Origin of the sequence: Caulobacter segnis ATCC 21756, assembly GCF_000092285.1 — a bacterium.
Taxonomy (GTDB): Bacteria; Pseudomonadota; Alphaproteobacteria; order Caulobacterales; family Caulobacteraceae; genus Caulobacter; species Caulobacter segnis.
The window spans coordinates 1,694,810-1,720,048 of sequence record NC_014100.1 but is presented as its reverse complement, the minus strand read 5'-3'; the positions used below and the strand labels follow the sequence as shown (position 1 = coordinate 1,720,048).

The window sequence follows — 25,239 nt, the reverse complement described above, 5'->3', positions numbered from 1 at the left end:
GAAACGACGCGGTGGCGCCGCGTCTACTTCGACCCACTTTGAGCTTTCACCGACGGCGCGCCCACCTTGTCGATGGCTTGCACAACCGGCTCCCACGGAACCCAGCCGACGCTATGCGTCACGCGGTTGTACGACGTCTTCGGATCATAGGCCGTCGTATTGGCCGCGAGCTTGGTCACGCCCAGCTGCCCCATGGCCTGAAGCACCACGGCGCTGGCGACATATTCGTCGCGGCGGGCGCCGACCAGGGCCAGCTCGGCGTTGGACAGTTCGAGCTGGGCGTTGAGCACGTCCAGCGTCGTGCGCAGGCCGACCTGCTGCTCTTGGCGAACGCCTTCGAAGGCGATCCGCGTGGCGCGGACCTGCTCCTCGTTCGAGACCAGGTTGGCGCGCGAGGCCAGGAGGTTGCTCCACGCGTTGGACACCTGTTGGATCGCGCTGCGCTTGGCGCTTTCCGTGGCGCTGCGCGCGGCGTTCTCGCGTTCGGTGGCGGCGCGGACCTGCGAGGTCGTCAAACCGCCGGTGAAGATCGGGATCGAAGCCGTGATCGCGCCCGAGACGGTGCGGTCGTAGTCGTCGAACTGGCTGCCGACGCCCGAACGCTTGTCGGCCGCATAGCCGAGCGAGGCGCGGGCCGAAACGGTCGGACGATAGCCGGCCTTGGCCACGGCGACGCGCGCGGCGGCGGCTTCTTCGGTGTAGCGGGCCGAGGTCACGCCCGGATTGGCGGTCTGAGCCGCTTCGAAGGCCTGGTCGACCGACGGGGGCAGCAGGGTCGCGAGGCTGGGCTCGGGCGCCAGCTCGCCCGGCGTCTGGCCGACCACGGCGGCGTAGGCCGCGCGGCTGACCTCAAGCTGGGCCTGGGCCGACGACTGGCCGGCCTTGGCGGCGGCCAGGCGCGCCTGGGATTGGGCGACGTCGGTGCGGGTGATTTCGCCCACGTCGAAGCGGGCGTTGGATTCGTCGAGCTGACGTTGCAGGACCGCCACGTTCTCCCTGGCGATGCGCAGGCGCTCCTGGTCGCGGCGGACGTCGACATAGGCCTGGACGACATTGACCAGAACGCTCTGCTCCACTGAGCGCAGGCTTTCGCGCGCGGCCAGAACGTCGGCCTCGGCGGCGCTCAGATTGGCGCTGGCGCGGCCCCCAGTGTAGAGCGGCTGGCTGATCGAGAGCGTCGCGCCGCTGCCCGACACTTTCACGTCCGCGCCGGTGTCGGGGCTGGTCTTCGAGCCGGTGACGTCCAGCTCGCCGCCGACGGTCGGGCGGAACCCGGTCTTGGCCTGGACCACGCCCTCGTCGGTGATCCGGGTGCTGGCCCGCTGCTGCTGCAGGGTCGGGTTCGTCTGGTAGGCCAGAGCGATCGCGTCGGCCAGGGTTTCGGCATGAGCAGCGGAAAACACGCCCGCCATCAGGCCGGCGCTGCAAGCGGCGGCCAGCAATCCGGCCCGTCGACGGTTCGACATCTAGGTTCTATCCCCAATCACGCGAAGCTCGCGTACCACACTATGAGGCGTGTAAGTCGGACCGCCAGCCGTCGCCAGTTAAGCTTTTTTCACGCAGACGTTGCGACGGCCGCCGGCGCTGGTTTTGATCAGAAACTGAAACCGACCTCGACCTCGAAACCGGCCAGGATGGGCGGCGAAGCGTCGAAGGCCTGGCGACGGCCCACGCCATCCTCGGCGCGAAGATAGATGATGGCGCGACCGACCGGGCCAGTGCGCTCCACCACGCCCAGGCGGCCGCCAATGGCCAACGCATCCTGCCAAGCCTTCGGCGCGGCGGCGACGGCGCCTTCGCAAATGATCACGTCATAGTCCGCGCCCGGAACGGCCTTCAGGTCGTCGCCTTCCAGACGCGTGACCGAGAGGCCCATGTTCTCCAGCACGGCGGCGGCGTAGGGCGCGGCGATCGCCAGGGCCTTCTCGCCTTCACGCGGCTTCAGGTTCTGGAGCAGCTTGCCCACTTCACGCGGGCGCAGCAGCCACCGGCCGGGCGCGTACTCGATATCGGTGTCGGCATAGGCCAGGTAGGCCTTCGCGGCGGGCACCACCGCTTCGCGCGGCGTCACACGGAGGGCGTCCTGCAGGGGCAGATCGGTGACGTCGGCGGTGCGAATCTGGCTCTCGACCATGTTCAGCCGCGCGGCGGCGAAGTCGGTGCTCATGGAATCCCTCGAAGGACTAGACTTTCGAGCAGGCTTATAGGTCCGCCGGTCGCCCGAACGCAATGCGATCGCGCGGCGCAGGTCGGTTAAAGCGGCGCCCGGCGAGGCCTTGAAAGTGACATCAAAGCCTGTTGCGATCAGGGAAAGCGCAAAACAAGAGCGTTCAGCCAGTCTGTGGGCCATTTGTCACGCGAGTCGGATTGATCCGCTGCGGTTTATGGTAAAGATAGCTCTACCATTGGTGCTCACCTGAGGGGGGAAGCCCGAACTTCGGCTTCGTGAGGTTGTTGCCATGCTTAACGCGAATGTCGTGATCGTTGGCGCGGTGGTCGCGCTTGCGATCATTTATTTCCTGCCGCGCCTCAATATGGCGGCGCGCAAGGCTTACGGCCGCTGGCGCAGGCACAGGCGAGACCTTCGCCTGGAACGGGAACGCCTCGCTCGCGAGGAGCGTGTGGCGAGCATGACGCGGCACACTTCGGCGCAATAGCGCCGAGGGCGGGGATTTAGGCCAGAACAAGGCGGCGGCGCGGAACCAAAAGCGTACGACGGAACTGATTAATTGCGGTCCCACGCCGTTTTCAGTTCCTCGCCAAGGTCGCCCTATGAAGATCGCCCAGATCACGCCCCTCTACGAGGCAGTTCCGCCGCGCCTGTACGGCGGCACCGAACGTGTTGTCGCCCACCTGACTGACGCCCTGGTTGACCTCGGGCACGACGTCACTCTGTTCGCCAGCGCCGAGGCGGATACCAAGGCCAAGCTGGTGGCGGTCCGCGACCAGGCCATCCGCCTTGATCCCGCTCCCCTGAAATCAGACCTGGCGGCTCACATGGCGCAGATCGCCGAGGTGCGCGCCCTGGCGAGCGAGTTCGACATCGTCCACTTCCACTCCGACATGATCCACTTCCCGTTCTTCGCCGATCGGGCCGAGAACACCCTGACGACCCTTCACGGCCGATTGGACCTGAAGGACCTCCCAGCGGTCTACAAGCGCTGGCCTCAATTCCCGCTGGTTTCCATCAGCGACGACCAACGACGCCCCCTGCCGTTCGCGAATTGGGCGGGCACCGTCCATCACGGGATGAACGCCGACATCTATAGCTATTCCGAAAAGAGCGACGGCTACCTGGCCTTCCTGGGCAGGATCTCGCCCGAGAAGCGTCCAGATCGCGCGATCATGCTGGCCAAGCAGCTGGGCAAGCGCTTGAAGATCGCGGCCAAGGTCGACGCCGCCGACCGTGCGTACTTCGAAGACAAGATCGCGCCGATGATGCTCGACGAGCCGCTGATCGAGTTCATCGGCGAGATCGGCGACAGCGAAAAGTCGGCCTTCCTCGGCGGCGCCGACGCCCTGCTCTTCCCGATCGACTGGCCCGAGCCCTTCGGCCTGGTGATGATCGAGGCGATGGCCTGCGGCACGCCGGTGATCGCCTATCGCTGCGGCTCGGTGCCTGAAGTCATCGATCACGGTCTCACCGGTTTCATCGTCGATAACGACGCCCAGGCGCTCGAAGCGATCAAACAGGTCGAAACCTTGGATCGAAAAGCGGTGCGGCAGCGTTTCGAGCAACGGTTCTCGTCCGAGGCGATGGCTCGGCGTTACGTCGCGCTCTATGAACAGCTGCGCGACGGCGCGGCCGTCTACCCGTCCTTGGTCGAGCTCGCAGCGAGCGCATGACATGAAGGAGGGGCTATGGAGAATCTCGCACCGGCTATCGAGGCGCCGGTCGATTACGGTGTGACGGCGGAAGTCCGCGCGCCGCAAAATCTCTATGCCCTGAAGGACAAGGACACCTTCATCGTCGCGGATCAGTTCGGTGACATCGCCGGACAGGGCGACGGTCTTTTTCATAACGATACGCGGATCTTGTCATTTTACCGCCTGACCTTGGGCGGTCACGCGCCATCGCTGCTTTCCGCCGCGGTGGCGCACGACAATGTCTTCTTCACCTGCAACGCCACCAACCAGGCCCTGCCCTATCCGGGCGGACCCATGGGACCGCCGGGCGTGCTGCATATCGAGCGAAAGCGGTTCCTGTGGGGCGAGCGCCTCTACGAGCGGATCCGCTGCGTGAACTACAGTCGCGATCTCGTCCTGCTGCCGATGGCGATCGAGTTCGACGCCGACTTCCGCGACATGTTCGAGGTTCGCGGGACCCATCGCGCGAAACGCGGCGTGAAAGCGCCCCCGCATGTCGACGGCCGTCGGGTCGCTTACGGCTATACCGGTCTGGATGGCGTCGACCGCGCGTCCTTCATCTGCTTCTCGGACGCCCCGTTCCGGCTGAGCGCCCACAAGGCTGAGTTCATGTTCAGCCTGCAGGCCGAGGGCGTGACGGAGCTCTATATCGAGATCGGCGCGGTCGACGGGCACATCCCCAGCCGTGAGCGCTTCCGAGACGCGGCGGCTCGCGCCCGCTGGGACATGCGCGCTCGCCGCCGCCATGGGGCGCGGCTGAGGAGCTCAGGCAGGCTGTTCAACGAGTGGCTGGGCAAGTCCCGCTCGGACTTGGCCTTGCTGACGACTCGCATGGAAACCGGCCCCTACCCTTACGCCGGCATCCCGTGGTTCTCGACGGCCTTTGGACGCGACGCGATCATCACCGCCTGGCAGATCCTCTGGTTCGAGCCATCCCTGGCCAAGGGCGTGCTCCGTTACCTGGCGGCGCATCAGGCCCAGGAGCGATCGGCCTTCCGCGACAGCGCGCCCGGCAAGATCATGCATGAGACCCGCAAGGGCGAGATGCCGGCGCTCGGCGAGGTGCCTTTCGGCCGCTACTACGGCGGCGTCGACACCACGCCCCTGTTCGTGGCCCTGGCCGACGCCTACCAGGCCCGCACCGGCGACGACCATCTGATCGACGAGCTCTGGCCCGCCCTCGAGCGCGCCATGCACTGGATCGAGCACGACGGCGACAGCGACGGCGACGGCCTCATCGATTATGCGCGCGGCCAGGACAGCGGCCTTTCGAACCAGGGCTGGAAAGACAGCGAGGATTCGGTGTTCCACATCGATGGCCGCTATCCGTCCGGGCCCATCGCTCTCGTCGAGGTGCAGGGCTACGCCTTCGCCGCCTATCGCGGCATGGCGCGGCTGGCCGAGCGCCGAGACGAGATCGGCCTGGCGGCCCTGTGGAGACAAAAGGCCGAACGCCTGCGCGAAAAGGTCGAGATGCTCTTCTGGATGGAGGAGCGCGGCTATTACGGTATCGCGGTCGATGGACAGGGTCAGCTTTGCCGCGTCCTGTCGTCGAACCCTGGGCACCTGCTGTTCTGCGGCCTGCCGACGCCGGAACGCGCCCGCCAGGTCTCGGACCAGTTGCTGTCGGGCGCCTTCAACTCCGGCTGGGGCCTGCGCACGCTCGCCGCCGGCGAGGCGCGGTTCAATCCGATCAGCTATCACAACGGCTCGGTCTGGCCGCATGACACGGCGCTCTGCGTGATGGGCCTGTCGCGCTACGGCGAGCGCGACGGCGTCGTGAAGCTGACGGCCGATCTGTTCGAGACCGCGAGCCGGATGGGCATGCGCCTGCCGGAGCTGTTCTGCGGCTTCCCACGCTCGCCGGGCGAGCCGCCGGTGGCCTATCCGGTGGCGTGCCTGCCCCAGGCCTGGGCCGCCGGCTCGGTGTTCATGATGCTGCAAGCGTGCCTTGGCATCACCATCGACGCCAATCGCGGCGAGATCATCCTGGTCGACCCTCGCCTGCCCATCGGCATCGACCGTCTGCGTGTCGAGCAGCTGCGCGTGGGCTCCGAGAGCGTCGACTTGACGTTCGAACGCCAGGGCGACCGGGTGACGGTCCACACCGAAGGCGGCGCGCCGATCATGATCCGGTCAAAGCCCGTCTGGGAATAAGGGGGAGTGGCTCCGCGGGTAGGATTCGAACCTACGACCAGCCGGTTAACAGCCGGCTGCTCTACCACTGAGCTACCGCGGAACAGGTCGCTCTCAAGAGAGGCCGCGTGATAGCCGCCGGGGGAGTCGATGCAAGCGGCGAACACCGTCGGCGTCGGGACAAATGCACGCGGCCACGCGCTGCGGCGCTCAAGCTTCGGATGTGAGAAATCTTCCTCGAGAGCGAAAGGAAGAGTGGCTCCGCGGGTAGGATTCGAACCTACGACCAGCCGGTTAACAGCCGGCTGCTCTACCACTGAGCTACCGCGGAACAGGTCGCTCTCAGAAGAGGCCGCGTGATAGCCGCCTCCCCGCGGCGATGCAAGCGCCTTATTCTAAAAAAACAGCCCGGTACGAGACCGGGCTGTGGAAAGTCAGTGATGGTGGTGCGCCTTCAAAGAAGACGCTCGCAGGGTCGGGCGATCGTGGTTAACGAGACCCTAATTCTTAACGCAGGGGCGAAAAGGTCGCAGGCCCCTCGCCTCACCCGCGCTTGGGGATGTCGAGGCCACGCTGCACGGCTGGACGCGCCAAACCCTGCTCCAGCCAGCGCGGGACGTGCTTCAGGGTCGCGTAGTCGACCAGATCGCCCGCGCCGTAGAAACCGATCAGGTTGCGCACCCAGCCGAGCGTGGCGATGTCGGCGATCGTGTAGTCCTCGCCCATGATCCAGGAACGGTCCGCCAAACGCCCCTCCAGCACGCCCAGCAGGCGCTTTGATTCGGCGGCGTAACGGTCACGCGGGCGCTTGTCCTCGTAGTCCTTGCCCGCGAACTTGTGGAAGAAGCCGAGCTGTCCGAACATCGGCCCGATCGCGGCCATCTGGAAGAAGACCCACTGCAGGGTCTCGTAACGCGCGGCCGGGTCCGTCGGCAGGAACTTGCCGCTCTTGTCGGCCAGATAGACGAGGATGGCGCCGGACTCGAACAGGGCCAGCGGCTTTCCGTCCGGACCATTGGGATCGATGATCGCCGGGATCTTGCCGTTCGGGTTCAACGACAGATACTCCGGCTCCCACGTCTCGTTCTTGCCGATGTCGATCAGGTGAGGCTCGTAGGGCAGACCCGTCTCCTCCAGCATGATCGAGACCTTCACCCCGTTGGGCGTCGGCAGCGAATAGAGCTGGATCCGGTCGGGATGCTGGGCCGGCCAGCGACGGGTGATCGGGAAAGCGGACAGATCCGACATGTGGGAACCTCGTGTTCGCTCCAGGTCGGAGCCGCCAGGATCTGGCGTCTCGCCCGACCCATTTCCAGGGCCAAAGCCTACTCAAAACGTGAAGTTCGCGCTTGGAGTGCTTTCCTCGCACAATGAACCCGGCTATCGGGAGCCCCCAGGGGGCTACAAGTAAATGGCGAATGCTGACGATCACTGGCCAGAGACGCTGAACCGCGTCGCCGCGATCCTGGATTTCGAACTCACCGACGAAAAGATCGGCGCGAACACCACGAAGCCCAGCTTCAAGATGCGTGCGTTCGCGCCTTCGGAGCTTTCCGGGCTGCCGGTGATGGTCGAGACCGCCGTGTACGCTGGGCTGGAGGTCGACCGCCTGATCTCCCTGCCCGGCCCTGGCGCCTTCGACGCCCAGGCGCGGAAGGTGCGCCAGGCCCTGGCCGAGGCCCTGAACAAGGAGCCGCCCGGCGCGGCCCGCTCGCCGTTCGTCACCGGCTACAAGACCGCTTATCGCGTCGAGCTGGCGCGGGTGATCTGGAAGGCCATCGCGGACGCGCCCGTCCGGCGGCTGGAAGACCTGGCCCGCGCCCGTCTGGTCTGATGCTTACCAGGCGCCCGTATTGGGCATCGAGGCCCAGGGCTCGGCCGGCGGCAGGCTGCCGTCCTGCAGCAGCTCGACCGAGACGCCGTCGGGCGAGCGGACGAACGCCATGTGGCCGTCCCGCGGCGGACGGTTGATGGTCACGCCCATGTCCATCAGCCGCTGGCAGGTCTCGTAGATGTCGTCGACACGATAGGCCAGGTGCCCGAAGTTGCGGCCGCCCAGGTACTCTTCGTCATCCCAATTGTAGGTCAGTTCGACCATCGGGGCCTTGCGCGTCTTGGCCATCTCGACGTCCTCGGGCGCAGCCAGGAACACGAGCGTGAAGCGGCCCTTCTCGTTTTCCATCCGGGACACTTCCTGGAGACCCAGGCCCTCGCAATAGAAGCGCAGGGAGGCGTCCAGATCACGGACGCGGACCATGGTGTGCAGATAGCGCAAGGCGGAACTCCTCTGGAAACGTCGTCGATATAGTCGCGTCGAAAGGCGGGGCGAAAGGCCTAAACCGGCTCGCGCTCGCGGGTTTGGCGACGCCACAAGGCCGCGTACTCGCCGCCGGCCTCGAGCAGCGCCTCATGCCGGCCGCGCTCGACCACCTTGCCTCGCCGCAGCACCACGATCTCGTCGGCGTCGGCGATCGTGGAGAGGCGGTGCGCCACGACCAGGGTGGTGCGCCCCGCCCTCGCCTTGCGCAGCGTGGCCTGGATGGCGGCCTCGGTGCGGCTGTCGAGCGCGCTGGTCGCCTCGTCCAGGATCAACACGCGCGGGTCGGCCAGGAGGGCGCGGGCGATGCCGACCCGCTGACGCTCGCCGCCGGAGAGTTTCAGGCCCCGCTCGCCGACCTTGGTGGCCATGCCTTCGGGCAGGTTGCGGATGAACTCGCCCAGTTCGGCCGCTTCCGCCGCCGCCCAGACCTCGGCCTCGGTGGCTTCGGGGCGGGCGAAGGCGATGTTGGCGGCCAGGGTGTCGTTGAACAGCGCCACGTCCTGCGGCACCAGCGCCACCGCCCGGCGCAACGAGGCCTGAGTCAGCGCACGCAGGTCATGGCCGTCGAGCGTGATCCGGCCCGCCTGAGGATCGATCATGCGCAGCGCCAGTCGCACCAGGGTGGTCTTGCCGGCGCCCGAGGGACCGACGATCGCCATCGTGGTCCCTGGCGCGACCGCCAGGGAAACGTCCGCCAAGCCCTCGGACCGCGCGCCATGGCGGAAGGAGACGTGCTCGAACGCCACAGCGCCACCGCGGCGGTCGACGACGGGCGGCAGGTCGACGGCGTCCGCCGCATCGGCCACGTCGGCGGTCTGGCGGCGCAGCTCCATCATCGCCTCCATGTCGATCAGCGACTGGCGGATCTCGCGATAGGCGAAGCCGAGGATGTTCAGCGGGGCATAGAGGTTGATCAGGATCAGGATAGCGGCGGTCACGTCCCCGGGACCGATACGGCCGGCCGCGGCCTCAGCGCCCGCCAGCACGGCCATGCCGCCCAGGCCGACGCTCATCACCGCCGACTGCACCAGGTTCAAGAGGTTCAGCGAGTTGGTGGCCTTGATCTGCGCTTCGCCATAGCGGTCGAGGGCGCCGCCATAGCCCGCCACCGCGCGCTCCTCCGCGCCGAAGGACTTGACCGTCTCGTAGTTCAGCAGCGCGTCGACGGCGCGGCCGGCGGCCTCCGCGTCGGCCTCGTTCAGCGCGCGGCGATGGCCTATCCGCCAGTCCGAGATCGCGAAGGTCAGGTAGCCGTAGACCGCCACCGTTCCGAGGGCCACGGCCGCGAACCGCCAGTCATAGGCCTTGGCCAGCACGGCCGCGGCCATCAGCAGCTCGACGCCCGTGGGGGCCAGGTTGAACGCCAAGCTGCGCAGCAGGAAGTCCATCGACCGCGCGCCCCGGTCGATCACCCGCGACAGCGAGCCGGTCCGCTTGGACTGGTGGAAGTCGATCGACAGCGACAGGGCGTGCGAGAACGTCTCGACCGCCGCCCGGTTCTGGGCCGCCTGGGCGACGGGCGTGAAGATCGTGTCCCGGACCTGAGGCGCGGCGGCGGAGATAAATCGTATGAACGCCCAGCCCAGCGCCAGGCCCGCGAAGGCCCACGTGACGGCGACGGCCGCGCTCCGCCCCGCCGACAGTTCGTTGACCGCCTTGCCCAGCATCAGCGGGGCAAGCACGCCCAGGGCCTTGCCGCTCAGCGTCAGAATCAGGGCGACGGCGACCCGCCAGCGCAGCCCCGGAGCGCGCGACCGCATGACCAGACGGACGAGGTCGCCCATGGCGCTCCAGAACCGCACGGGCTGGTCGACCTTGGCGATGGCGCCGGGGACCGCCTCGCGCCCCGGCGAGGGCGGCCCGCCCATGCCTCTCATCGCGGACCGCCGATCAGCAGCGTGGTCTGGATCCCGCCGCCCGGCGTCATCCAATCGAGACGCCAGCCCTGCGGCGTGCGCTCGGCCCGCGCGGGCCCCGACACCAGCGGCTGCGGCGGCGACGTCGCGACCGAGATCGCGGTCTCGCCCCCCTCGCCCGCCACCTGGATGTCATGGACGCCCGGCGACAGGGAATCGGTCAGCGAGATGAAGAACCGCCCGTCATCGTCGGTCCGGCCTCCGCCGCGGGTGACGCGATCGACCCGGACGTTGAGCCCCGCGCCCGGCCCGGCGACCCCGGAGACCACCGCTCCCCCCTCGCGATCAAGGTCGATCGTCAGGATGCGCGGCGACGAAGAGCCGGCGGACATCCGCTTGGTTCCCGCCCCGGCGCGCAGCAGCGCCACGTCGCCGCCTTCGGCGACCATCACGTAGCCCTCGGCCTGCACCGTGCGCCCCTCGCGGGTCGTCGACAGGCCGAACAGACGCACGCCGGGCGCGTCGACGACGGTCAGACGCCAACGCCCCTCGAGGTCGGTCCGCCCGGACACGATCTCGCCGCTGGGTGACCGCAGCCGCACGTCGGCGTCGGGCGCGCCTCGTCCCGCCAGGACGGTCCCCTCGCCAGCGCGCGCCACGCTCTCAACGCTGGGCGGAACGACATAGCCGGCCTCGGCGCTATCAACCCGCTCGGGCGCATCGGCGGGCTTGGGCGCGCTGGGTCCGCAAGCGGCCAGCAGCACCGCGGCCAATCCGCCCGCGACGATCGGCGACTTGCAACCCGGAAAGCGAATCCTGATCATGCGCCCTCAGATAAGAACCGTTCGAAGGCGCGCGAGCCCGCGCGCCTTTCGTCTTTTGTGTGGAGTGGACGACGATGCCCAACGAGTCTAGCCGTCTGGGCTCGGTCTGCGTCTATTGCGGATCGTCCGACACGGTCGAGCCAAGCTACCTGACCGACGCCCACGCCATCGGCGAGAGCTTCGCAAAGGCCGGCCTCAAACTTGTCTATGGCGGCGGGGGCGTGGGCCTGATGGGCGCGGCCGCGCGCGGGGCCCACGCGGCCGGCGGCGCGGTGCTGGGCATCATCCCGAGCTTCCTGCGCGGCCGCGAACAGCCCTTCGACGACGTCGAGACCGTGATCGTCGAGACAATGCATGAGCGCAAGATGCTGATGTTCGAGCGCTCGGACGCCTTCGTCGTGTTGCCCGGCGGCATCGGCACCCTGGAAGAAATCGTCGAATTGCTATCTTGGCGCCGTTTAGATCTTCACCAGAAGCCGATCGTGTTCCATAACCCCGGCGGCTTCTGGGACCCGTTCTTCGCCCTCATCCGGCACACGGTGGATCTGGGACTCACACCGCCCAGCCTGCTGAACGCCTGGCGCGCGGTCGAGAAAGCCGAGGACGTCACCCCCGCCCTGCTGAACTGGGACGGCGAAATTGACGTCGCGGGCGAGCCGGCCACGCTTCGACAGTTGACTTAGTTTCTAAAAAAGACGCACTATGCCCTAGGGCCGACGGTCATCATGGACCGCGTGTGCTCGTGCGCCGGAACTCCCATCCGGCGCGGGGATAGGAGACTAAGGAATGCGTACCGCTGCTCACGCGGGCCTGATGGCCTGCGCTCTTTTCGCTGGCCTGTCGGCCGGCTCCGCCTTCGCCGCCGACAGCGAAGGCGCCTGGCTCAAGCTGAAGACGCCCGCCACCAGCGAACAATTCATCCAGGACGGGTCGGTCTGGCGCTGCAAGGCCGAGGTTTGCACCACGACCAAGGTCCGGGCCCTGCCCGTGGCGCGAGCCTGCCGCAAGCTGGCTGGCCAGCTGGGCGAACTGGCCGCCTTCAACTATCGCGGCGAACCGCTGGACGACGCCGCCATCGCCGAATGCAACACGGCGGCCAAGCCCAAGGGTTAGTCGGCAAAGACAAAAGGCCTCCGCCGAGATCGACGGAGGCCTTTTTCCTGGGGTGTGGGACCCTGGTGTGACTGGAAAGCTTACTTGCGACCCGACTTGGCGGACGACTTGGCGGGCTTGGGGCTCGACCGCCCTCCCACCAGCATCCCGCCCATCAGGGCGAACGAGAACATCGCGTGGTTCATCTTCGATACGGTCATGGCGGCGTCTCCCAACAGTCTTTGTCTTAGGACCTGGAGACGCGCGCGGCTTACAGGGGTGATCCCCTCCTAGTCGTCAGCGCGTCGAGGCTCAGTGTGCGCCCCTCACAGGCGTCGACAACGCGACAAAACGCGCGGAACGCGACCCGGGCCGGCCGACAACCCTTAGGGTGGAGCAGGAGCAAATCCCTCCGCCTACGGTTCAAATGCTAGTGCAGGGTCACCGGCGCGCCATCCGCCGCCGCGGCGCGCTTGGCCGCCTCCACGTCACCGAGCACCTCGGCGGCGGCGCGCAGGATGTTCGGGCACACACGCTCCTCGTCGCAGCCGATCGTTTCGGCGGCCAGGTCCGGCAAGTCCGCGCAGAGGCGGATCTGACCCGCGATCCGTTGCAGGGCAACGCTTCCTTGCAGGTCCGGATCGTTGGCCACGACGCCGACCACCAGCGCCAGGGCCGCCTCGAACCGCGCCGCCGCCAGCTTGGCCTCGCGGGCTTGGTCGATTAGCAGACGGGCGTTGGCCTCGACCAGGGCGACGGCCTCCTCCGTCATATGGATCTCTTCGCCGATCATCCGTCCGCCTCCTTGCGCGAGCTTCGAGGGATTGAACGGACGGCGCGATCGAGTTGGGCGCGCCGTGAGAGCCCGATCAACAAAAAAGCCGCCCGCGTCGGCGTGACGCAGGCGGCTTCGGTATTCCAGGTCGTTGATCCGTAGGCCGAATTAGGCGGCGGCGTCGAACGACAGGGATTCGTAGCGCTTCAGGTGATGGTCGACAGAGCCGAACAGCCCCTCGATCAGGCTGGCGCGCTTGAAGTAGTGGCCGATGGCCAGCTCGTCGGTCATGCCCATGCCACCGTGGATCTGGATGGCGTTCTGGCCCACGAACTTGCAGGCGCGGCCGATGCGGACCTTCATGGCCGAAACGGCCTTGGCGCGCTCGGCGGCGTCTTCCTCGAGCTTGATGGTGGCCATGTAGGTCATCGACACCGACTGCTCGACCTCGATGAACATGTCGACCATGCGGTGCTGCAGCACCTGGAAGTTGGCGATGGCCGTGCCGAACTGCTTGCGCTGCTTGGCGTAGTCCAGCGTGCCCTCGTGCAGCTTGCGCAGCACGCCCACGGCCTCGGCGCCGACGGCGGCGGTGGCCTCGTCGATGACCTTGTCGACCAGGGCCAGGCCGTCCTCGGCGATCAGGGCGTCAGCCGGGACCGAGACGTTCTCGAAATAGACTTCCGAGGCGCGGTTTCCGTCGACGGTCGGATAGTCGCGGGTGACGATGCCCGGCAGGCTCTTGTCGACCAGGAATACGCCGACGCCGCCGGCGTCACGCTGGGCGCCGCCGGTGCGGGCGGTGACGATCAGGTGCGTGGCGAACGGGGCGCCGACCACCACGGCCTTGTGGCCGTTCAGGACCCAGCCGCCGCCGTCCTTCTTGGCGGTCGTCTTCAGGTCGCGCCAAGTGTAGCGGGCCTGCGGCTCGGCGTAGGCGAAGGCGATGGTGGTCGTCCCGCCGACGACGCCCTCGATCACCGAGGCCGCCCCGGCATAGCCCGAGTGCTTCATGAAGCCGCCGCCGATGACGACGGTGCCGAGGTAAGGCTCGATGACCAGCGCCTTACCGAACTCCTCCATGATGATCATGTTGTCGACCGCGCCGCCGCCCAGGCCACCCAGCTCCTCGCTGAACGAAGCGCCCAGGATGCCCAGCTCCTCGGCGAAGGCCTTCCAGTAGTCGGCGCGCCAGCCGCTGTCGGAGCTGACGATCTTGCGGCGGGTCTCGAAGTCGTACTTGTCAGCCAAGAAGCTCGCGACCGTGTCGCGGACCATCGACTGCTCTTCGGTGAAGTTGAAATCCATCCCTGGGTTTCCTGTTCTTCTTTTCTGTCGTCCCGGTCGCAGCGTAGCGGAGAGCCGGGATCGTCAAGGTCACAGTATGCGGCGGTCCCGGACCGCGCCTCCGGCGCGTCCGGGATGACAGACCGGGCGCGCTAGAGCCCCAGCACCATCTTGGCGATGATGTTGCGTTGGATCTCGTTGGAGCCGCCGTAGATCGACGTCTTGCGGACGTTGAAATAGGTCGGCGCGGCGCGGTGGGCGAAATCGGGGCCGATCGGATGGGCGTTGTCGCCATCGGTCGGGAAGCCGCGGAAGTAGGGCGCGCCGTAGTGGCCAGCGGCCTCCAGCACCAGCTCGGTGATCCGCTGCTGGATCTCGGTGCCCTTGATCTTCAACAGGCTCGACTCCGGACCGGGGCCCTTGCCGGCCGCTTCACCGGCCAAGGTGCGCAGCTCGGTGTATTCCAGGGCGGTCAGGTCAATCTCCAGCTCGGCGACCTTGCGCTTGAACATCGGGTCCTTGATCAGGGCCGCGCCGTCGTCGCCCAGTTCGGTCGAGGCGATCTGGCGGATGCGTTCGATGCCGCGCTTGGAGCGGGCCACGCCGGCGATGCCCGAGCGCTCGTGGGCCAGCAGGAACTTGGCGCAGGTCCAGCCCTTGTTCTCCTCGTAGATGCGGTTCTCGACCGGCACCTTGACGTTCTCGAGCCAGACCTCGTTGACCTCGTGCTCGCCGCCCAGGGTGATGATCGGACGCACGGTCACGCCGGGCGACTTCATGTCGATCAGCAGGAACGAGATGCCTTCCTGGATCTTGGCGTTCGGGTCGGTGCGGACCAGGCAGAAGATCCAGTCGCCGTGCTGGGCCAGGGTGGTCCAGGTCTTCTGGCCGTTGACCAGGTAGTATTCCTTGCCGTCGTCGCCAGTGAAGCGCTCGGCCTTGGTCTTGAGGCTGGCGAGGTCGGAGCCGGCGCCCGGCTCGGAATAGCCCTGGCTCCACCAAATGTCACCCGACAGGGTCGGCGGCAGGAAGCGCTCTTTCTGCTCCGGCGTGCCGAAGGTGTAGATCACCGGCCCGACCATGTTGATGCCGAACGGCAGGATCGGCACGCAGTCGGCGCGGGCGGTCTCTTCCGACCAGATGTAGCGCTGGACGGAGGTCCAGCCCGGACCGCCGTATTTCTCCGGCCACGCCGGGGCCACCCAGCCCTTCTTGGCCAGGACGCGGTGCCAGGAGAGGAAGTCCTCCTTGGCCATCTCCTCGCCCTCTTCCTGCTTTTCGCGCAGGCCCGCCGGATAGTTCTCGGCGATGAAGGCGCGCACCTCATCGCGGAAGGCGAGGTCCTCGGGCGAGAAGTCGAGATTCATGGCCAGCTCCCGTTCCAATCGGCCTCTCTAAGGGAGGCCGTTATTGCGTTTCGAGCGTCACGATATCGGTCGAACGACCGTTTGGAAAGATGACGTTAGCGTCAACGGAAGCAAACGTGATCCGCGTTCACTTGAGCTGACGCCGAACCGCCTACAGAACCTCGCAGGCCAACTTAACGAGCGACAGAGCCGACGCGCCGCCGACGCCCTCCTCGTCGAGGGTGTCGAGCGCCAGAAGCGGCCGCTTGTCGAGGATGTCGAGCAGCCGCGCATGCCCCTTGGCCGGGCTCACATGCGCCGCGAGACAGTGGTCGATCGCCGTCGGCTCGACCGCGCGGAGGATGGCCGCGGCGGCGCAAGCCGCGTAGCCGTCCAGCAGGACCGGCACCTTCTGGACGCGGGCGGCCAGGATCGCGCCAAGCACGGCGGCGGTCTCGCGCCCGCCCAGCTGGCGCAGGATCTCGAGCGGATCGTCAGTCATGCCCTCAGCCTTGGCGCGGTTGACGGCGGCGGTGACCGGTGCGGGGTCATCGGACCAGTCCGAAGCCTCGCCGCCGAACAGCGCCAAACAGACGGCGGCGGCGGTGCGGGCGGGCTCGGCGACGATCACGCCGGGGATCAGCAGGTCAGGCTGCTTGGCCAGGGCCTCCATGCCGAAGGCCATGGTCGCGGCGGCTTCCTTCTCGCTCATCGAGGGCTTTTCAACCGAGTCCGGCGACGGGCGATCGATGGCGAGGTCGAAGGCCTCCAGCCCCGCGCCCTGGACGCCGGCGAGGCGCGAGACGGTAGCCCCGCCCGAGGCGATGGCTTCGAGCCGGTCGCGGGCGTAGCCGCGCGGTCCCACGCCCTGGCGGGCCCCGGCGTACAGCGCCACGACCGGACGGTTCACCGCCGGCGGGCTCTTGCCGCTCCAGGCCGTAAGCCAGGCCGAGATCTCGGCGAGCCGGCCACCCTGCTCCAAAGTTGGAGACGGTCCGGGCGCGGGCGGCGAGACGGCGAGTTGGCGGATGTCGGCGAAGGGCGAAGCGGTCATGAGCGCGGACTTAAACCCGTCCGCGTCCAAAGCAACCCCCGACGGCTTGAAGATCGCAGGCTAAACGGAGATGCTGGCCGCCATGACGACAGCGCCGCCGGCCAGACTGCCCCGCCCGATCGCCACGCCTTGCGTGAAGGTGTGCGCGGTGGATGGCGCCAGCGGCTATTGCCTGGGCTGCCGTCGCACCCTGGCCGAGATCGCGGGGTGGGCGAAATTAAGCGACGAGGAGCGGGCGGCGATCATCGCCACCCTCCCCGATCGTCCCGACCCGATGGTCGCGCTGATGGCGGCGACCTCGGGGCGCTGAGGCCTACTTGCCGCCAGCGATATAGGTGGCGCAGGCGCCGTCGCGCTGAGCGAGCAGCTTCGCCTTCTTCTCGCCGTCGGCCGCATTGGCCTCTTTGAGGGCGGCTTGCATCTTATTGCTGGCCGACGTGCGGACGGCCAGTTCGCGCGCGGACCCTTCGTCTCGAAGGAAGGCGTCCAGGGCGGTCGTGTCGAGCTTCCCGAGGTTCTCCGAGGCGGCCAGGCCCCGGCAACGCGCCGCTTGAAGATAGTCGAGGTTCGAGACTCCCGCCTGAGCGGCGCCCGCGAAAGCCCCAAAGGCGACGGCGGTGATGATTAGCGCTTTCATGGTGCATTTCCCCGTTGAGCGATTACAAGCTCAGGCCATGAATAACCCTCCCGACGGGCAGCCTTCCAATTAAATCGAATACATAAAACTTGTTACGTGAACTTTAGGATCATTAAAATTTGGCAATATTAGCAGCGATAATAAATGGGCTTCATTTTCGAAGATCCAGATAGCGGATCGACGAAAAACACCCGTCAGATTCACGCCTTGAAAACGCCTGCCTCCTAATGATTAAGAGGGCCGAGAAGCGGTCTTGGGAGCCTACAAGGCGGGATGTCTTCGATGTTTAGGTTTGCGGCGATCGCTTTGGTGGGCGCTCTGTCGGCGGTCGGCGCGGCCAAGGCTGTCGTGTCGCTGGACGATTTGCGTCATCCGGAGCTGCGCGCCCCTTCGGCCGCGACCGCCACCCTGGGCGACTCCGAGAGCAGCTCCGCCGAGATCGTCAAGGGCAGCGACGGTCACTTCTGGGCCAAGGCGGCCGTGGACGGCCATGACGTCCGCTTCCTGGTCGACACCGGCGCCACCGCCGTCTCGCTCAGCATGGCCGACGCCCAGCGCCTGGGCATCGACACCAGCAAGCTGACCTACGACTACAACGTCATCACCGCCGACGGCCGCACTCGCGCCGCCTCGGTCAAGCTGGCCAGCGTCGCCATCGCCGGCGCCAAGGTCCGCGACGTCGACGCCCTGGTGATCGAGAAGGGCCTTGAAAACTCGCTGCTGGGGATGAGCTATCTGGGCCGCCTCTCGCGGTTCGAGGCCACCCAAGACGCCCTGATCCTCCACCCGTAAGGCCTCAAGCCGCCGGCGCGGTCCGCTCCTCGCGCGAGGCCAAAGCCGCGCGCACCGCGTCCAGCGCCCGATCCACGACATCGAGACCCGCGCCCGGCTTGACGCCTTCGACCGTGAGGATGCGACGCCACGCGCGCGCGCCCGGCAGGCCGTGGAACAGGCCCAGCATGTGCCGCGTCATCGCCGCCAGATGGGTCCCCGCCGCCAGTTCGCGCGCCAGATAGGGCCGATAGCGCTCGACCGCCTCGAAGCTGTCGACGTCCGCGACATCCAGCCCGAACACCCGCCGGTCGACCTCGCCCAGCAGACCGGCCTCGTGATAGGCCGCGCGGCCCAGCATCACGCCATCGACGCCATTGGCCAAATGCTCCAGCGCCGCGTCGACGCTGGGCACGCCGCCGTTGATGGCGATCGTCAGGTTCGGGCGTTCGCGCTTGAGCCGATAGACGAGTTCATAGTCCAGAGGCGGGATGTCCCGGTTCTCCTTCGGCGACAGGCCTTGCAGCCAGGCCTTCCGAGCATGGACGATGAAGTTGTCGATCCCCGCGGCGGCGCAGCGGTCGACCAGGGTGAAGAGGCTTTCCTCGGGATCCTGGTCGTCGACGCCGATCCGGCACTTCACCGTGGCCGGGACCTTCACCGCGTCCTTGATCGCGGCCATGCACTCGGCGACGAGGTTCGGCTCACGCATCAGGCAGGCGCCGAAACGGCCGCTCTGCACACGATCGGAGGGGCAGCCGACGTTCAGATTGATCTCGTCATAGCCCCAGTCCTCGCCGATCCGGGCGGCCTGGGCCAGGTCGGCGGGGTCAGAGCCGCCGAGCTGCAGCGCCACCGGGTGCTGGCCAGCGTCGAAGCCCAGCAGCTTCTCGCGGTCGCCATGGACCACCGCCCCGCTGGTCACCATCTCGGTGTAGAGCAGCGCGCGGCTGGACAGGACGCGATGCAGCGACCGGCAGTGCCGGTCGGTCCAGTCCATCATGGGAGCTACGGAAAAGCGGGCGGGCTGAAACGTCATGACCATGCTTTGCAAGGCGCCTCGGGCGCCAGCTTCGAGCGCGCGTATATAGGCCAGACCTTCGACCGACGCGACCCCGCCCCGCTCAACCGTCGACACTCCGGACAAACACGGAGGCGACAAGTCGCGCGTCATCGACTAAAGCCCCGGTCGTGACTCGTCCGCCGCTTCATCGCATCCCCTTGCCTCGCGCCGTCTTCATGACGCTCGCGGCCCTGGCGGTCGCCTTGAAGGTGATGATCCCGGCCGGCTTCATGACCGCGCCGGATCCGCGCAACGGCCTGCCGTTCTCGCTCGTGCTCTGCACCGGCGACGGCGCCAAGGTCGTCCAGCCCGGCGAGGCCCTCGCCGGCCATCAGGACGGGGACTCCGACAAGTCCGCCCATGACGCGCCCTGCCCGTTCGCCGGCCACGGCGCGGCGGCCCCGCCGCCCAGCGCGGTCACGACGGCCAAGGTCGCGTTCGTCGCCTATGCGCCCGTCGAACCCGCGCGCGTCACCTATCTCGCCCCGGGACGAGGCCTCGCCGCCCCGCCCCTGCCGGCGCGTGGTCCTCCAAGCCAGCTGATCTAGAGCCTCCGGCCGCCCGCTGGAGCTGACGCGCCGTTCCACGGCCGTGTCCGCTCGCGCACGCCGCTTTCGCCTTTTCAGTCTTGCTTATCCGGCGCGCCAAGCCGCGCCCGAGGACCTACCATGAAGTCTCTGCTTCTGGCCGCCACGGCCATCGCCGCTTTCGTTCCACCGCTCGCCCACGCCGCCGACAAGCTCGAGGCCGACACCGAAATCTCCTCGGTCATCGTCACCGCCCGCCGCAATCCCGAGGATCCGCCCGTCGTCGCCGACGCCCGCAAGCGCCTGTCCGAGACCCCCGGCGCGGTGTCGGTGATCTCGCAGGAAAGCTACTTGGGCCGCCAGACCCTGGCCCTCGACGACATGCTGCGCGACGCCCCCGGCGTCTACGCCCAGCGCAAGTGGGGCGGCGACATCCGCATCTCGATCCGCGGCTCGGGCATCGGCAACGCCAATCACAACCGGGGCCTCCTGATCGCCCAGGACGGCGTGCCGCTAAACGAGGCCGACGGCTATGGCGACAGCCAGGTCGCCGATCCGCTGAACACCCGCTACGCCGAGGTCTATCGCGGCGGCAACGCCCTGCGCTTCGGCGGCGCCCTGCTGGGCGGGGCGATCAACATGGTCACGCCGACGGGAAAGAACGCCGGCTTCGACAATCAGGTCCGCATCGACGGCGGCTCGTACGGCCTGCTGCGCGAGCACGTCGCCTTGGCCCGCCAGGGCGACAACTGGGACGTCTATGCGGCCGCCACCAACCAGACCGGCCAGGGCTGGCGCTCGCAAAGCCAGCAGAACATCCAGTTCGGCAGCCTGAACGTGGGCCGCTCCTTCGGTCAGGACCGCGAGGTGCGCTTCATTCTCAACGGCTCGAACATCAACCAGGAGATCCCCGGCTCGCTGACCCTGGCCCAGTTCAACGCCGATCCGCGCCAGACGGCGGTCGGCAACACCAACGGCGACCAGGGCCGCAACCAGCGCGGCGTGCGCGGTTCGCTGCGCACGACCTGGCGACTGAACGACCAGCTGGTCTTCGAGGGCGCGCTGTACGGCGTCTGGAAGGAGCTGGACCACCCGATCTTCCAGGTCATCGACCAGGAAAGCCGCAACTACGGCGCCTTCGGCCGCTTCGACTGGGACGGCGAGATCGGCGGCAAGCGGGCCGACGCCTTCTTCGGCGCCTGGTATCGCCAAGGCGATCTGGACTCGCACTTCTACGTCAATAATCGCGGCGCCCGCGGCGCGCTGCAGTCGATCTCGTACCAGAACGCCAAGGCCATGGACGTGTTCGGCGAAGGCCGGCTGTTCGTCACCGAGCGGCTGGCCGTCGTGGCCGGCGCCACCTGGGGCCAGGCCGAACGGGACTATGTCAGCGTCGCGGTTCCGGGTGTGAAGAGCACCTTCAACTTGGAAGCCTCGAAGACCTACAACTGGATCTCGCCACGCGTCGGCCTGCTCTGGCAGAACGAGGCCGGCGACCAGGTCTTCGCCAACGTGACCCGCTCGGTCGAGCCGCCGAACTTCAGCTCCATGACTCCGATGAACACCGGCTTCGCGCCGGTGAAGGCTCAGAAGGCCTGGACCGGCGAGATCGGGACGCGCGGCCATCGCGGCCCGTTCACCTACGACGTCACTCTGTATCGCGCCGCACTGAAGGACGAGATGCTTCAATACGCGGTCAGCTCGTCGATCCCGGCGGCCACCTTCAACGCCGACAAGACGACGCACCAGGGGATCGAGGCGGCGCTGGACTGGGCCGTGACGCCCAAGTGGCGCATCCGTCAGACCTGGACCTATTCGGACTTCCGCTTCAAGGACGACGCCGACTATGGCGACAACCGCCTGCCGATCGTGCCCAAGCATTTCTACCGCTCGGAAGTCCGCTACGACGATCCGCGCGGCTGGTTCGTGGCCCCGTCGATCGAGTGGTCGGCCACCGATCAGTGGATCGACTACAAGAACACCCAGAAGGCCCCCGGCTACGCGATCCTGAACCTGAACGCCGGCTGGAAGGTGACGCCCGCCGTGTCGCTGTTCCTCGACGCGCGGAACCTGACGGACAAGGCCTACGTCTCCAACACCCAGGCCGCCGTGGCCTGGACCGCCGCCACCGCCACCCTGTGGCCCGGCGACGGCCGTTCGGTGTTCGGCGGCGTGACCGTGAATTACTGATACTGACCGCCCTCAACATCCGGAGCCTGACCATGAAGACCCTGACCCTGATCGCCGCCTGCGCCGCCGCCCCCCTTTCGGCGGGAATGGCGTCCAGCGCCGTCGCCGCGCCCGCCCCGAAGGTCGCCGCCTCGGACGCCTGGTGCCGTCCAACCGTCGCCGGCGCCATGGCCGCCGGCTGCTACGTGACCCTGACCGCCAAGGGCGACGATCGCCTCGTCGCCGTCGAAAGCCCCGCCGCCGGTCGCGGCGAGATCCACACCATGTCGATGGATGGCGGCGTCATGCGCATGCGCCAGCTGACCGACGGCCTGGCCCTGCCGGCCGGCAAGACCGTGGCGCTGAAGCCCGGCGCCGACCACATCATGCTGATCGCTCCCAAGACGCAGCTGAAGGAAGGCGCCAAGGTGCCGATGACGCTGAAGTTCAAGACCGGCGGCGCCGGTGACCGTCGAGGCCGTCGTCAAGACGCCGCCCATGCCCGGCATGGCCCACTGATGCGGCGAGCGCTTGCCATCACGGCCGCCGCCCTGCTGGCGGCCGCGCCCCTGGCGGCCTGCGACCGCCAGGACGCCGCCGGCCCCGCTCGTTCGCTGGTCAAGATCGGCGGACCGTTCAACCTGGTCGACATGAACGGCAAGCCGGTCACCGAGACGTCGCTGCTGGGCAAGCCCACGGCGATTTTCTTCGGCTTCACCTATTGCCCGGAGGTCTGCCCGACGACCCTGACGGACCTGACGGTCTGGCTGAAGATGCTGGGCCCGGACGCCGACAAGCTGAACGTGGTGTTCGTCTCGGTCGATCCCGAGCGCGACACGCCCGAACAGATGCGCCTGTACCTGTCGAACTTCGACCCGCGCATCCAGGGCTTCACCGGCACGCCCGACGCCGTCGCCAAGGCGGCCAAGGCCTATCGCGTCTACTATCAGAAAGTACCGCAGGAAGGCGGCGGCTACACGATCGACCACTCCTCGTCGGTCTATCTGTTCGACGCCAACGGCCAGTTCGTGGCGCCGATCGCCTACCAGTCGCCGCCCGACCGCGCCGTCCATCAACTGAAGGCGCTGGTGGCCGGCTAGGACGCAAAAGAAAAGCCCGGCGACAAGGCCGGGCTTGGAAAGTCAGGGAGGAAACGCCCAGGAAAGGGCAGAGGCATCCGCCTCACGGAGAGGTCAGTTATGATCGCCGCGTCCCCATTCAAGGGTCGTGGACGGAAAAACTTCCCGTTCCGCGCGCTTGGCTTGCCGGGACCGTGTGGTATGAGCGCCGACAACGAGTGCGGGCGTGCGCCCGAAGCGAGCGCCGATCCCATGTCCGACGATCCGAACGACCTCGACTCCAATACGCAGAAGCCGCCGCGCCGCCGTCGCCCGCGCGCCGAGGGCACGCCGCTGACATTCGATCCGACGCCGGCGACGCCCAGCAAGCCGCGTCCCGCGGCGCAGCCGCGCGATCCCCAGCCGGCGCTGGCCGAGCCTGAACCCACGCCACGCCCTGAAGCGCCGCCGGTCGAAACCGCACCGCCCGCGCGCAAGCCCTTCTGGAAGCGCCACCTGTGGCTGGTCGGCGGGGCCGCGGCCGCTGTCGTGCTGGTCGTGGTGCTGATCGCGTCGCTGTTCTGGTCGCTGCCTCTGAGCCGCGCGTTGGAGCCGCTGAACAACTCGGCCATCGTGCTGGTGGCCAGCGACGGCTCGCCCATCGCCAAGCGCGGCTCGTACAAGGACGCGCCGGTCGACACGGCCAAGCTCCCGGCCTACGTGCCCGGCGCCTTCATCGCCATCGAGGACCGTCGCTTCTACAGCCACATGGGCGTCGACCCCAAGGCGATCGCCCGGGCGGTTGGCAAGAACGCCCAGGCCGGCGGCGTGTCCGAAGGCGGCTCGACCATCACCCAGCAACTGGCCAAGAACGCCTTCCTGTCCAGCGACCGCAATCTTCGCCGCAAGGCGCAGGAGGCGCTGATCGCCGTCTATCTGGAGGCGCGTCTCTCCAAGGCCGAGATCCTGTCGCGCTACCTGTCGTCGGTCTATTTCGGCGACGGCGCCTTTGGCCTGCGCGCGGCGGCCCGGCACTATTTCGGCAAGCCGCCCGAGCAGCTGTCGATCGGCGAGGCGGCGATGCTGGCCGGCCTGGTCAAGGCCCCCTCGCGCCTGGCGCCGACCAACAATATCGAAGGCGCCCGCGAGCGCATGCGCGTCGTGCTGGGCGCCATGGTCGAGACCGGCACGATCACCCAGGCGCAGGCCGACGCGGTGGGAGACGTCTCGCCGATCAAGGTCGAGGACAAGGTGCCGACCGGCTCCTACTTCGCCGATTGGGCCCTGCCCCAGGCCCGCGCCAGCATCGGCGCCCGTTATGGCGAGACGATCGTCCGCACCACCCTGGACCCCAAGCTCCAGGAAAAAGCCGAGAAAATCCTCAACGACTTCATCGAACGCGACGGCAAGGTCCTGAACGTCACCCAGGGCGCCCTGGTGGCCATGCGCAAGGATGGTCGCGTCGTCGCCATGGTCGGCGGCCGCGACTACAAGCAGAGCCAGTTCAACCGCGCCGACGGCGAGCGCCAGCCGGGCTCGGCGTTCAAGCTGTTCGTCTACCTCGCCGCCCTGCGCGAGGGCATGACCACCACCACGCCGATCCTCGACACGCCGGTTCAGGTCAGCGGCTACACGCCCAAGAACCACGAGGGCAAGTATCGCGACCGTGAGATCCCGCTGATCAGCGCCTTCGCGGCCTCATCGAACGTGGCCGCCGTGCGCCTGGCCCACGACCTGGGTCCCTCCAAGGTCATCAAGGTCGCCCGCGACCTTGGCGTCACCGAGAAGATCCCCAACGACCTGACCATGGCGCTGGGCACCGGCTCGATGAGCCTGACGCGCCTGACGGCCGCCTACGCCTCGGTGGCGGCGGGCGAGTACCCGGTCGTCCCCCACGCGCTGGACAGCTTCACCAAGCCCAAGACCACGCCCTACGACCCGAAGGTGCTGGCCGGCATGCGCGACCTGCTGCGCTCGGCCACCCATCGCGGCACGGGCCTGGAAGCGGCCATCGAGGGCGCTTATGGCAAGACCGGCACCACCCAGAACTATCATGACGCCCTCTTCGTCGGTTACGTCGACGACCTGGTGGTCGGGGTCTGGGTCGGAAACGACGACAACAGCTCGATGAACGGCGTCGTCGGCGGCGGCGAGCCGGCCAAGATCTGGAAGGCCTTCATGCTGTCGGCGCTGGGCCGCGACGTCGTCCTGCGTCCGGCGGAGGACCCGCTGGAAGATCTGGGCCTGCCGCTGGAGGGCGAGATCGGCCCCGACGGCCTGCCCGTGGCTCCGCTGACCGTTCCCGCCGAACCCGCCCCTCCGGCCGCGCCGAACAGCGGCGTGCCGCAGGCCCCGCCACCCGCGGAGCCGAGACCCTAACCCTCGTCAACGATCGCCAGGCCATGCGCGAGCGCATGGTCGAATGCCTGGCCCGCATGAGCTTGTCGCGAGTCGAGG

The 25,239-nt window shown here is 67.7% G+C and carries 25 protein-coding genes and 2 tRNA genes; 12 read left to right on the top strand and 15 right to left on the bottom strand.

Going from position 1 to position 25,239, the window contains the following annotated elements; translation table 11 throughout:
• Positions 1-23 precede the first annotated feature (23 nt).
• Both CSEG_RS08105 and CSEG_RS08100 read right to left on the bottom strand, forming a co-directional pair.
• Entirely contained in the window at positions 24-1,466 is a 1,443-nt protein-coding gene (locus CSEG_RS08105) for a TolC family outer membrane protein (RefSeq protein ID WP_013078758.1), read from the bottom strand.
• Between the two features lie 128 nt (positions 1,467-1,594).
• Complete coding sequence (locus CSEG_RS08100) at positions 1,595-2,167, bottom strand: protein-L-isoaspartate O-methyltransferase family protein (protein ID WP_013078757.1); 573 nt, start codon at positions 2,165-2,167, stop codon at positions 1,595-1,597.
• Positions 2,168-2,459: 292 nt separating this feature from the next.
• On the opposite strand from CSEG_RS08100, the gene CSEG_RS08095 reads away from it, so the two are divergent.
• From CSEG_RS08095 to CSEG_RS08085, 3 genes are all read left to right on the top strand, one after another.
• Positions 2,460-2,657 carry a hypothetical protein gene (locus CSEG_RS08095; RefSeq protein ID WP_013078756.1) on the top strand — a complete coding sequence of 66 codons (198 nt, stop codon included), beginning with the start codon at positions 2,460-2,462 and terminating at the stop codon, positions 2,655-2,657.
• Between the two features lie 115 nt (positions 2,658-2,772).
• Positions 2,773-3,846: a glycosyltransferase family 4 protein gene (locus tag CSEG_RS08090; RefSeq protein ID WP_013078755.1), complete on the top strand. Its 1,074-nt coding sequence runs from the start codon at positions 2,773-2,775 to the stop codon at positions 3,844-3,846.
• Between the two features lie 15 nt (positions 3,847-3,861).
• Positions 3,862-6,024, top strand: coding sequence for an amylo-alpha-1,6-glucosidase (locus CSEG_RS08085; protein ID WP_013078754.1), 2,163 nt, complete (start codon positions 3,862-3,864; stop codon positions 6,022-6,024).
• Positions 6,025-6,031: 7 nt separating this feature from the next.
• Here the strand turns inward: CSEG_RS08085 and CSEG_RS08080 are convergent.
• The 3 genes from CSEG_RS08080 to CSEG_RS08070 form a co-directional block, all read right to left on the bottom strand.
• Positions 6,032-6,106: transfer RNA gene (locus CSEG_RS08080), tRNA-Asn, on the bottom strand.
• 153 nt (positions 6,107-6,259) lie between these two features.
• Positions 6,260-6,334 (bottom strand) — tRNA-Asn (locus tag CSEG_RS08075).
• 212 nt (positions 6,335-6,546) lie between these two features.
• The gene (locus CSEG_RS08070; RefSeq protein WP_013078753.1) at positions 6,547-7,251 is read right to left on the bottom strand and encodes a glutathione S-transferase N-terminal domain-containing protein; all 705 of its coding nucleotides are present in this window, start codon (positions 7,249-7,251) and stop codon (positions 6,547-6,549) included.
• A gap of 163 nt (positions 7,252-7,414) precedes the next feature.
• Between CSEG_RS08070 and CSEG_RS08065 the strand changes: the two genes are divergently transcribed.
• Complete coding sequence (locus CSEG_RS08065; RefSeq protein WP_013078752.1) at positions 7,415-7,837, top strand: hypothetical protein; 423 nt, start codon at positions 7,415-7,417, stop codon at positions 7,835-7,837.
• Between the two features lie 3 nt (positions 7,838-7,840).
• Here the strand turns inward: CSEG_RS08065 and CSEG_RS08060 are convergent, their stop codons facing one another.
• From CSEG_RS08060 to CSEG_RS08050, 3 genes are read right to left on the bottom strand one after another with little or no spacing between them, the layout of a single operon-like run.
• On the bottom strand, positions 7,841-8,278 hold the full coding sequence (locus CSEG_RS08060) for a VOC family protein (protein WP_013078751.1): 438 nt from the start codon (positions 8,276-8,278) through the stop codon (positions 7,841-7,843).
• Positions 8,279-8,337: 59 nt separating this feature from the next.
• On the bottom strand, positions 8,338-10,266 hold the full coding sequence (locus CSEG_RS08055) for an ABCB family ABC transporter ATP-binding protein/permease (RefSeq protein WP_083778364.1): 1,929 nt from the start codon (positions 10,264-10,266) through the stop codon (positions 8,338-8,340).
• Positions 10,197-11,003 carry a hypothetical protein gene (locus CSEG_RS08050; RefSeq protein WP_013078749.1) on the bottom strand — a complete coding sequence of 269 codons (807 nt, stop codon included), beginning with the start codon at positions 11,001-11,003 and terminating at the stop codon, positions 10,197-10,199. Before CSEG_RS08050 ends, CSEG_RS08055 begins: the two co-directional genes overlap by 70 nt.
• 74 nt (positions 11,004-11,077) lie before the next feature.
• Between CSEG_RS08050 and CSEG_RS08045 the strand changes: the two genes are divergently transcribed.
• The gene (locus CSEG_RS08045) at positions 11,078-11,686 is read left to right on the top strand and encodes an LOG family protein (protein ID WP_013078748.1); all 609 of its coding nucleotides are present in this window, start codon (positions 11,078-11,080) and stop codon (positions 11,684-11,686) included.
• 103 nt (positions 11,687-11,789) lie between these two features.
• Positions 11,790-12,116, top strand: a complete 327-nt coding sequence (locus tag CSEG_RS08040) for a CC_3452 family protein (protein ID WP_013078747.1) — start codon at positions 11,790-11,792, stop codon at positions 12,114-12,116.
• Between the two features lie 80 nt (positions 12,117-12,196).
• Here CSEG_RS08040 and CSEG_RS22515 read toward each other — a convergent pair whose 3' ends face one another.
• From CSEG_RS22515 to CSEG_RS08020, 5 genes are all read right to left on the bottom strand, one after another.
• On the bottom strand, positions 12,197-12,331 hold the full coding sequence (locus CSEG_RS22515; RefSeq protein ID WP_106907113.1) for a hypothetical protein: 135 nt from the start codon (positions 12,329-12,331) through the stop codon (positions 12,197-12,199).
• A gap of 194 nt (positions 12,332-12,525) precedes the next feature.
• On the bottom strand, positions 12,526-12,867 hold the full coding sequence (locus tag CSEG_RS08035; protein ID WP_157038978.1) for a hypothetical protein: 342 nt from the start codon (positions 12,865-12,867) through the stop codon (positions 12,526-12,528).
• A gap of 171 nt (positions 12,868-13,038) precedes the next feature.
• Complete coding sequence (locus CSEG_RS08030; protein ID WP_013078744.1) at positions 13,039-14,178, bottom strand: acyl-CoA dehydrogenase family protein; 1,140 nt, start codon at positions 14,176-14,178, stop codon at positions 13,039-13,041.
• A gap of 131 nt (positions 14,179-14,309) precedes the next feature.
• Entirely contained in the window at positions 14,310-15,524 is a 1,215-nt protein-coding gene (locus tag CSEG_RS08025) for an acyl-CoA dehydrogenase family protein (RefSeq protein WP_013078743.1), read from the bottom strand.
• 151 nt (positions 15,525-15,675) lie between these two features.
• The gene (locus CSEG_RS08020; RefSeq protein WP_041538240.1) at positions 15,676-16,557 is read right to left on the bottom strand and encodes a nicotinate-nucleotide--dimethylbenzimidazole phosphoribosyltransferase; all 882 of its coding nucleotides are present in this window, start codon (positions 16,555-16,557) and stop codon (positions 15,676-15,678) included.
• A gap of 82 nt (positions 16,558-16,639) precedes the next feature.
• On the opposite strand from CSEG_RS08020, the gene CSEG_RS08015 reads away from it, so the two are divergent.
• The gene (locus CSEG_RS08015; protein ID WP_041538526.1) at positions 16,640-16,867 is read left to right on the top strand and encodes a DUF1289 domain-containing protein; all 228 of its coding nucleotides are present in this window, start codon (positions 16,640-16,642) and stop codon (positions 16,865-16,867) included.
• A gap of 3 nt (positions 16,868-16,870) precedes the next feature.
• On the opposite strand, the gene CSEG_RS08010 is transcribed toward CSEG_RS08015, so the two are convergent.
• Entirely contained in the window at positions 16,871-17,194 is a 324-nt protein-coding gene (locus tag CSEG_RS08010) for a hypothetical protein (RefSeq protein ID WP_013078740.1), read from the bottom strand.
• 273 nt (positions 17,195-17,467) lie between these two features.
• Between CSEG_RS08010 and CSEG_RS08005 the strand changes: the two genes are divergently transcribed.
• The gene (locus CSEG_RS08005) at positions 17,468-17,986 is read left to right on the top strand and encodes a TIGR02281 family clan AA aspartic protease (RefSeq protein ID WP_041538239.1); all 519 of its coding nucleotides are present in this window, start codon (positions 17,468-17,470) and stop codon (positions 17,984-17,986) included.
• A gap of 4 nt (positions 17,987-17,990) precedes the next feature.
• On the opposite strand, the gene dusA is transcribed toward CSEG_RS08005, so the two are convergent.
• Positions 17,991-19,010, bottom strand: a complete 1,020-nt coding sequence (gene dusA / locus CSEG_RS08000; RefSeq protein ID WP_013078738.1) for a tRNA dihydrouridine(20/20a) synthase DusA — start codon at positions 19,008-19,010, stop codon at positions 17,991-17,993.
• A gap of 194 nt (positions 19,011-19,204) precedes the next feature.
• Between dusA and CSEG_RS07995 the strand changes: the two genes are divergently transcribed.
• From CSEG_RS07995 to CSEG_RS07975, 4 genes are all read left to right on the top strand, one after another.
• On the top strand, positions 19,205-19,576 hold the full coding sequence (locus CSEG_RS07995; protein ID WP_013078737.1) for a DUF2946 family protein: 372 nt from the start codon (positions 19,205-19,207) through the stop codon (positions 19,574-19,576).
• Positions 19,577-19,696: 120 nt separating this feature from the next.
• Entirely contained in the window at positions 19,697-21,745 is a 2,049-nt protein-coding gene (locus tag CSEG_RS07990) for a TonB-dependent receptor family protein (protein WP_013078736.1), read from the top strand.
• A gap of 32 nt (positions 21,746-21,777) precedes the next feature.
• Positions 21,778-22,824, top strand: coding sequence for an SCO family protein (locus CSEG_RS23745; RefSeq protein ID WP_013078735.1), 1,047 nt, complete (start codon positions 21,778-21,780; stop codon positions 22,822-22,824).
• A 180-nt stretch (positions 22,825-23,004) separates the two neighbouring features.
• Positions 23,005-25,161 (top strand): transglycosylase domain-containing protein, encoded by a 2,157-nt coding sequence (locus tag CSEG_RS07975; RefSeq protein WP_322348903.1) that lies wholly within the window; start codon positions 23,005-23,007, stop codon positions 25,159-25,161.
• The last annotated feature ends 78 nt before the right edge of the window (positions 25,162-25,239 follow it).

What these genes read in the sequence shown, in the direction of transcription:
- CSEG_RS08105 (WP_013078758.1), bottom strand. Translation starts at nt 1,466, where the DNA reads ATGTCGAACCGTCGACGGGCCGGATTGCTGGCCGCCGCTTGCAGCGCC.
- CSEG_RS08100 (WP_013078757.1), bottom strand. Translation starts at nt 2,167, where the DNA reads ATGAGCACCGACTTCGCCGCCGCGCGGCTGAACATGGTCGAGAGCCAG.
- CSEG_RS08095 (WP_013078756.1), top strand. Translation starts at nt 2,460, where the DNA reads ATGCTTAACGCGAATGTCGTGATCGTTGGCGCGGTGGTCGCGCTTGCG.
- CSEG_RS08090 (WP_013078755.1), top strand. Translation starts at nt 2,773, where the DNA reads ATGAAGATCGCCCAGATCACGCCCCTCTACGAGGCAGTTCCGCCGCGC.
- CSEG_RS08085 (WP_013078754.1), top strand. Translation starts at nt 3,862, where the DNA reads ATGGAGAATCTCGCACCGGCTATCGAGGCGCCGGTCGATTACGGTGTG.
- CSEG_RS08070 (WP_013078753.1), bottom strand. Translation starts at nt 7,251, where the DNA reads ATGTCGGATCTGTCCGCTTTCCCGATCACCCGTCGCTGGCCGGCCCAG.
- CSEG_RS08065 (WP_013078752.1), top strand. Translation starts at nt 7,415, where the DNA reads ATGGCGAATGCTGACGATCACTGGCCAGAGACGCTGAACCGCGTCGCC.
- CSEG_RS08050 (WP_013078749.1), bottom strand. Translation starts at nt 11,003, where the DNA reads ATGATCAGGATTCGCTTTCCGGGTTGCAAGTCGCCGATCGTCGCGGGC.
- CSEG_RS08045 (WP_013078748.1), top strand. Translation starts at nt 11,078, where the DNA reads ATGCCCAACGAGTCTAGCCGTCTGGGCTCGGTCTGCGTCTATTGCGGA.
- CSEG_RS08040 (WP_013078747.1), top strand. Translation starts at nt 11,790, where the DNA reads ATGCGTACCGCTGCTCACGCGGGCCTGATGGCCTGCGCTCTTTTCGCT.
- CSEG_RS08035 (WP_157038978.1), bottom strand. Translation starts at nt 12,867, where the DNA reads ATGACGGAGGAGGCCGTCGCCCTGGTCGAGGCCAACGCCCGTCTGCTA.
- CSEG_RS08030 (WP_013078744.1), bottom strand. Translation starts at nt 14,178, where the DNA reads ATGGATTTCAACTTCACCGAAGAGCAGTCGATGGTCCGCGACACGGTC.
- CSEG_RS08025 (WP_013078743.1), bottom strand. Translation starts at nt 15,524, where the DNA reads ATGAATCTCGACTTCTCGCCCGAGGACCTCGCCTTCCGCGATGAGGTG.
- CSEG_RS08020 (WP_041538240.1), bottom strand. Translation starts at nt 16,557, where the DNA reads ATGACCGCTTCGCCCTTCGCCGACATCCGCCAACTCGCCGTCTCGCCG.
- CSEG_RS08015 (WP_041538526.1), top strand. Translation starts at nt 16,640, where the DNA reads ATGACGACAGCGCCGCCGGCCAGACTGCCCCGCCCGATCGCCACGCCT.
- CSEG_RS08010 (WP_013078740.1), bottom strand. Translation starts at nt 17,194, where the DNA reads ATGAAAGCGCTAATCATCACCGCCGTCGCCTTTGGGGCTTTCGCGGGC.
- CSEG_RS08005 (WP_041538239.1), top strand. Translation starts at nt 17,468, where the DNA reads ATGTCTTCGATGTTTAGGTTTGCGGCGATCGCTTTGGTGGGCGCTCTG.
- dusA (WP_013078738.1), bottom strand. Translation starts at nt 19,010, where the DNA reads ATGGTCATGACGTTTCAGCCCGCCCGCTTTTCCGTAGCTCCCATGATG.
- CSEG_RS07995 (WP_013078737.1), top strand. Translation starts at nt 19,205, where the DNA reads ATGACGCTCGCGGCCCTGGCGGTCGCCTTGAAGGTGATGATCCCGGCC.
- CSEG_RS07990 (WP_013078736.1), top strand. Translation starts at nt 19,697, where the DNA reads ATGAAGTCTCTGCTTCTGGCCGCCACGGCCATCGCCGCTTTCGTTCCA.
- CSEG_RS23745 (WP_013078735.1), top strand. Translation starts at nt 21,778, where the DNA reads ATGAAGACCCTGACCCTGATCGCCGCCTGCGCCGCCGCCCCCCTTTCG.
- CSEG_RS07975 (WP_322348903.1), top strand. Translation starts at nt 23,005, where the DNA reads ATGAGCGCCGACAACGAGTGCGGGCGTGCGCCCGAAGCGAGCGCCGAT.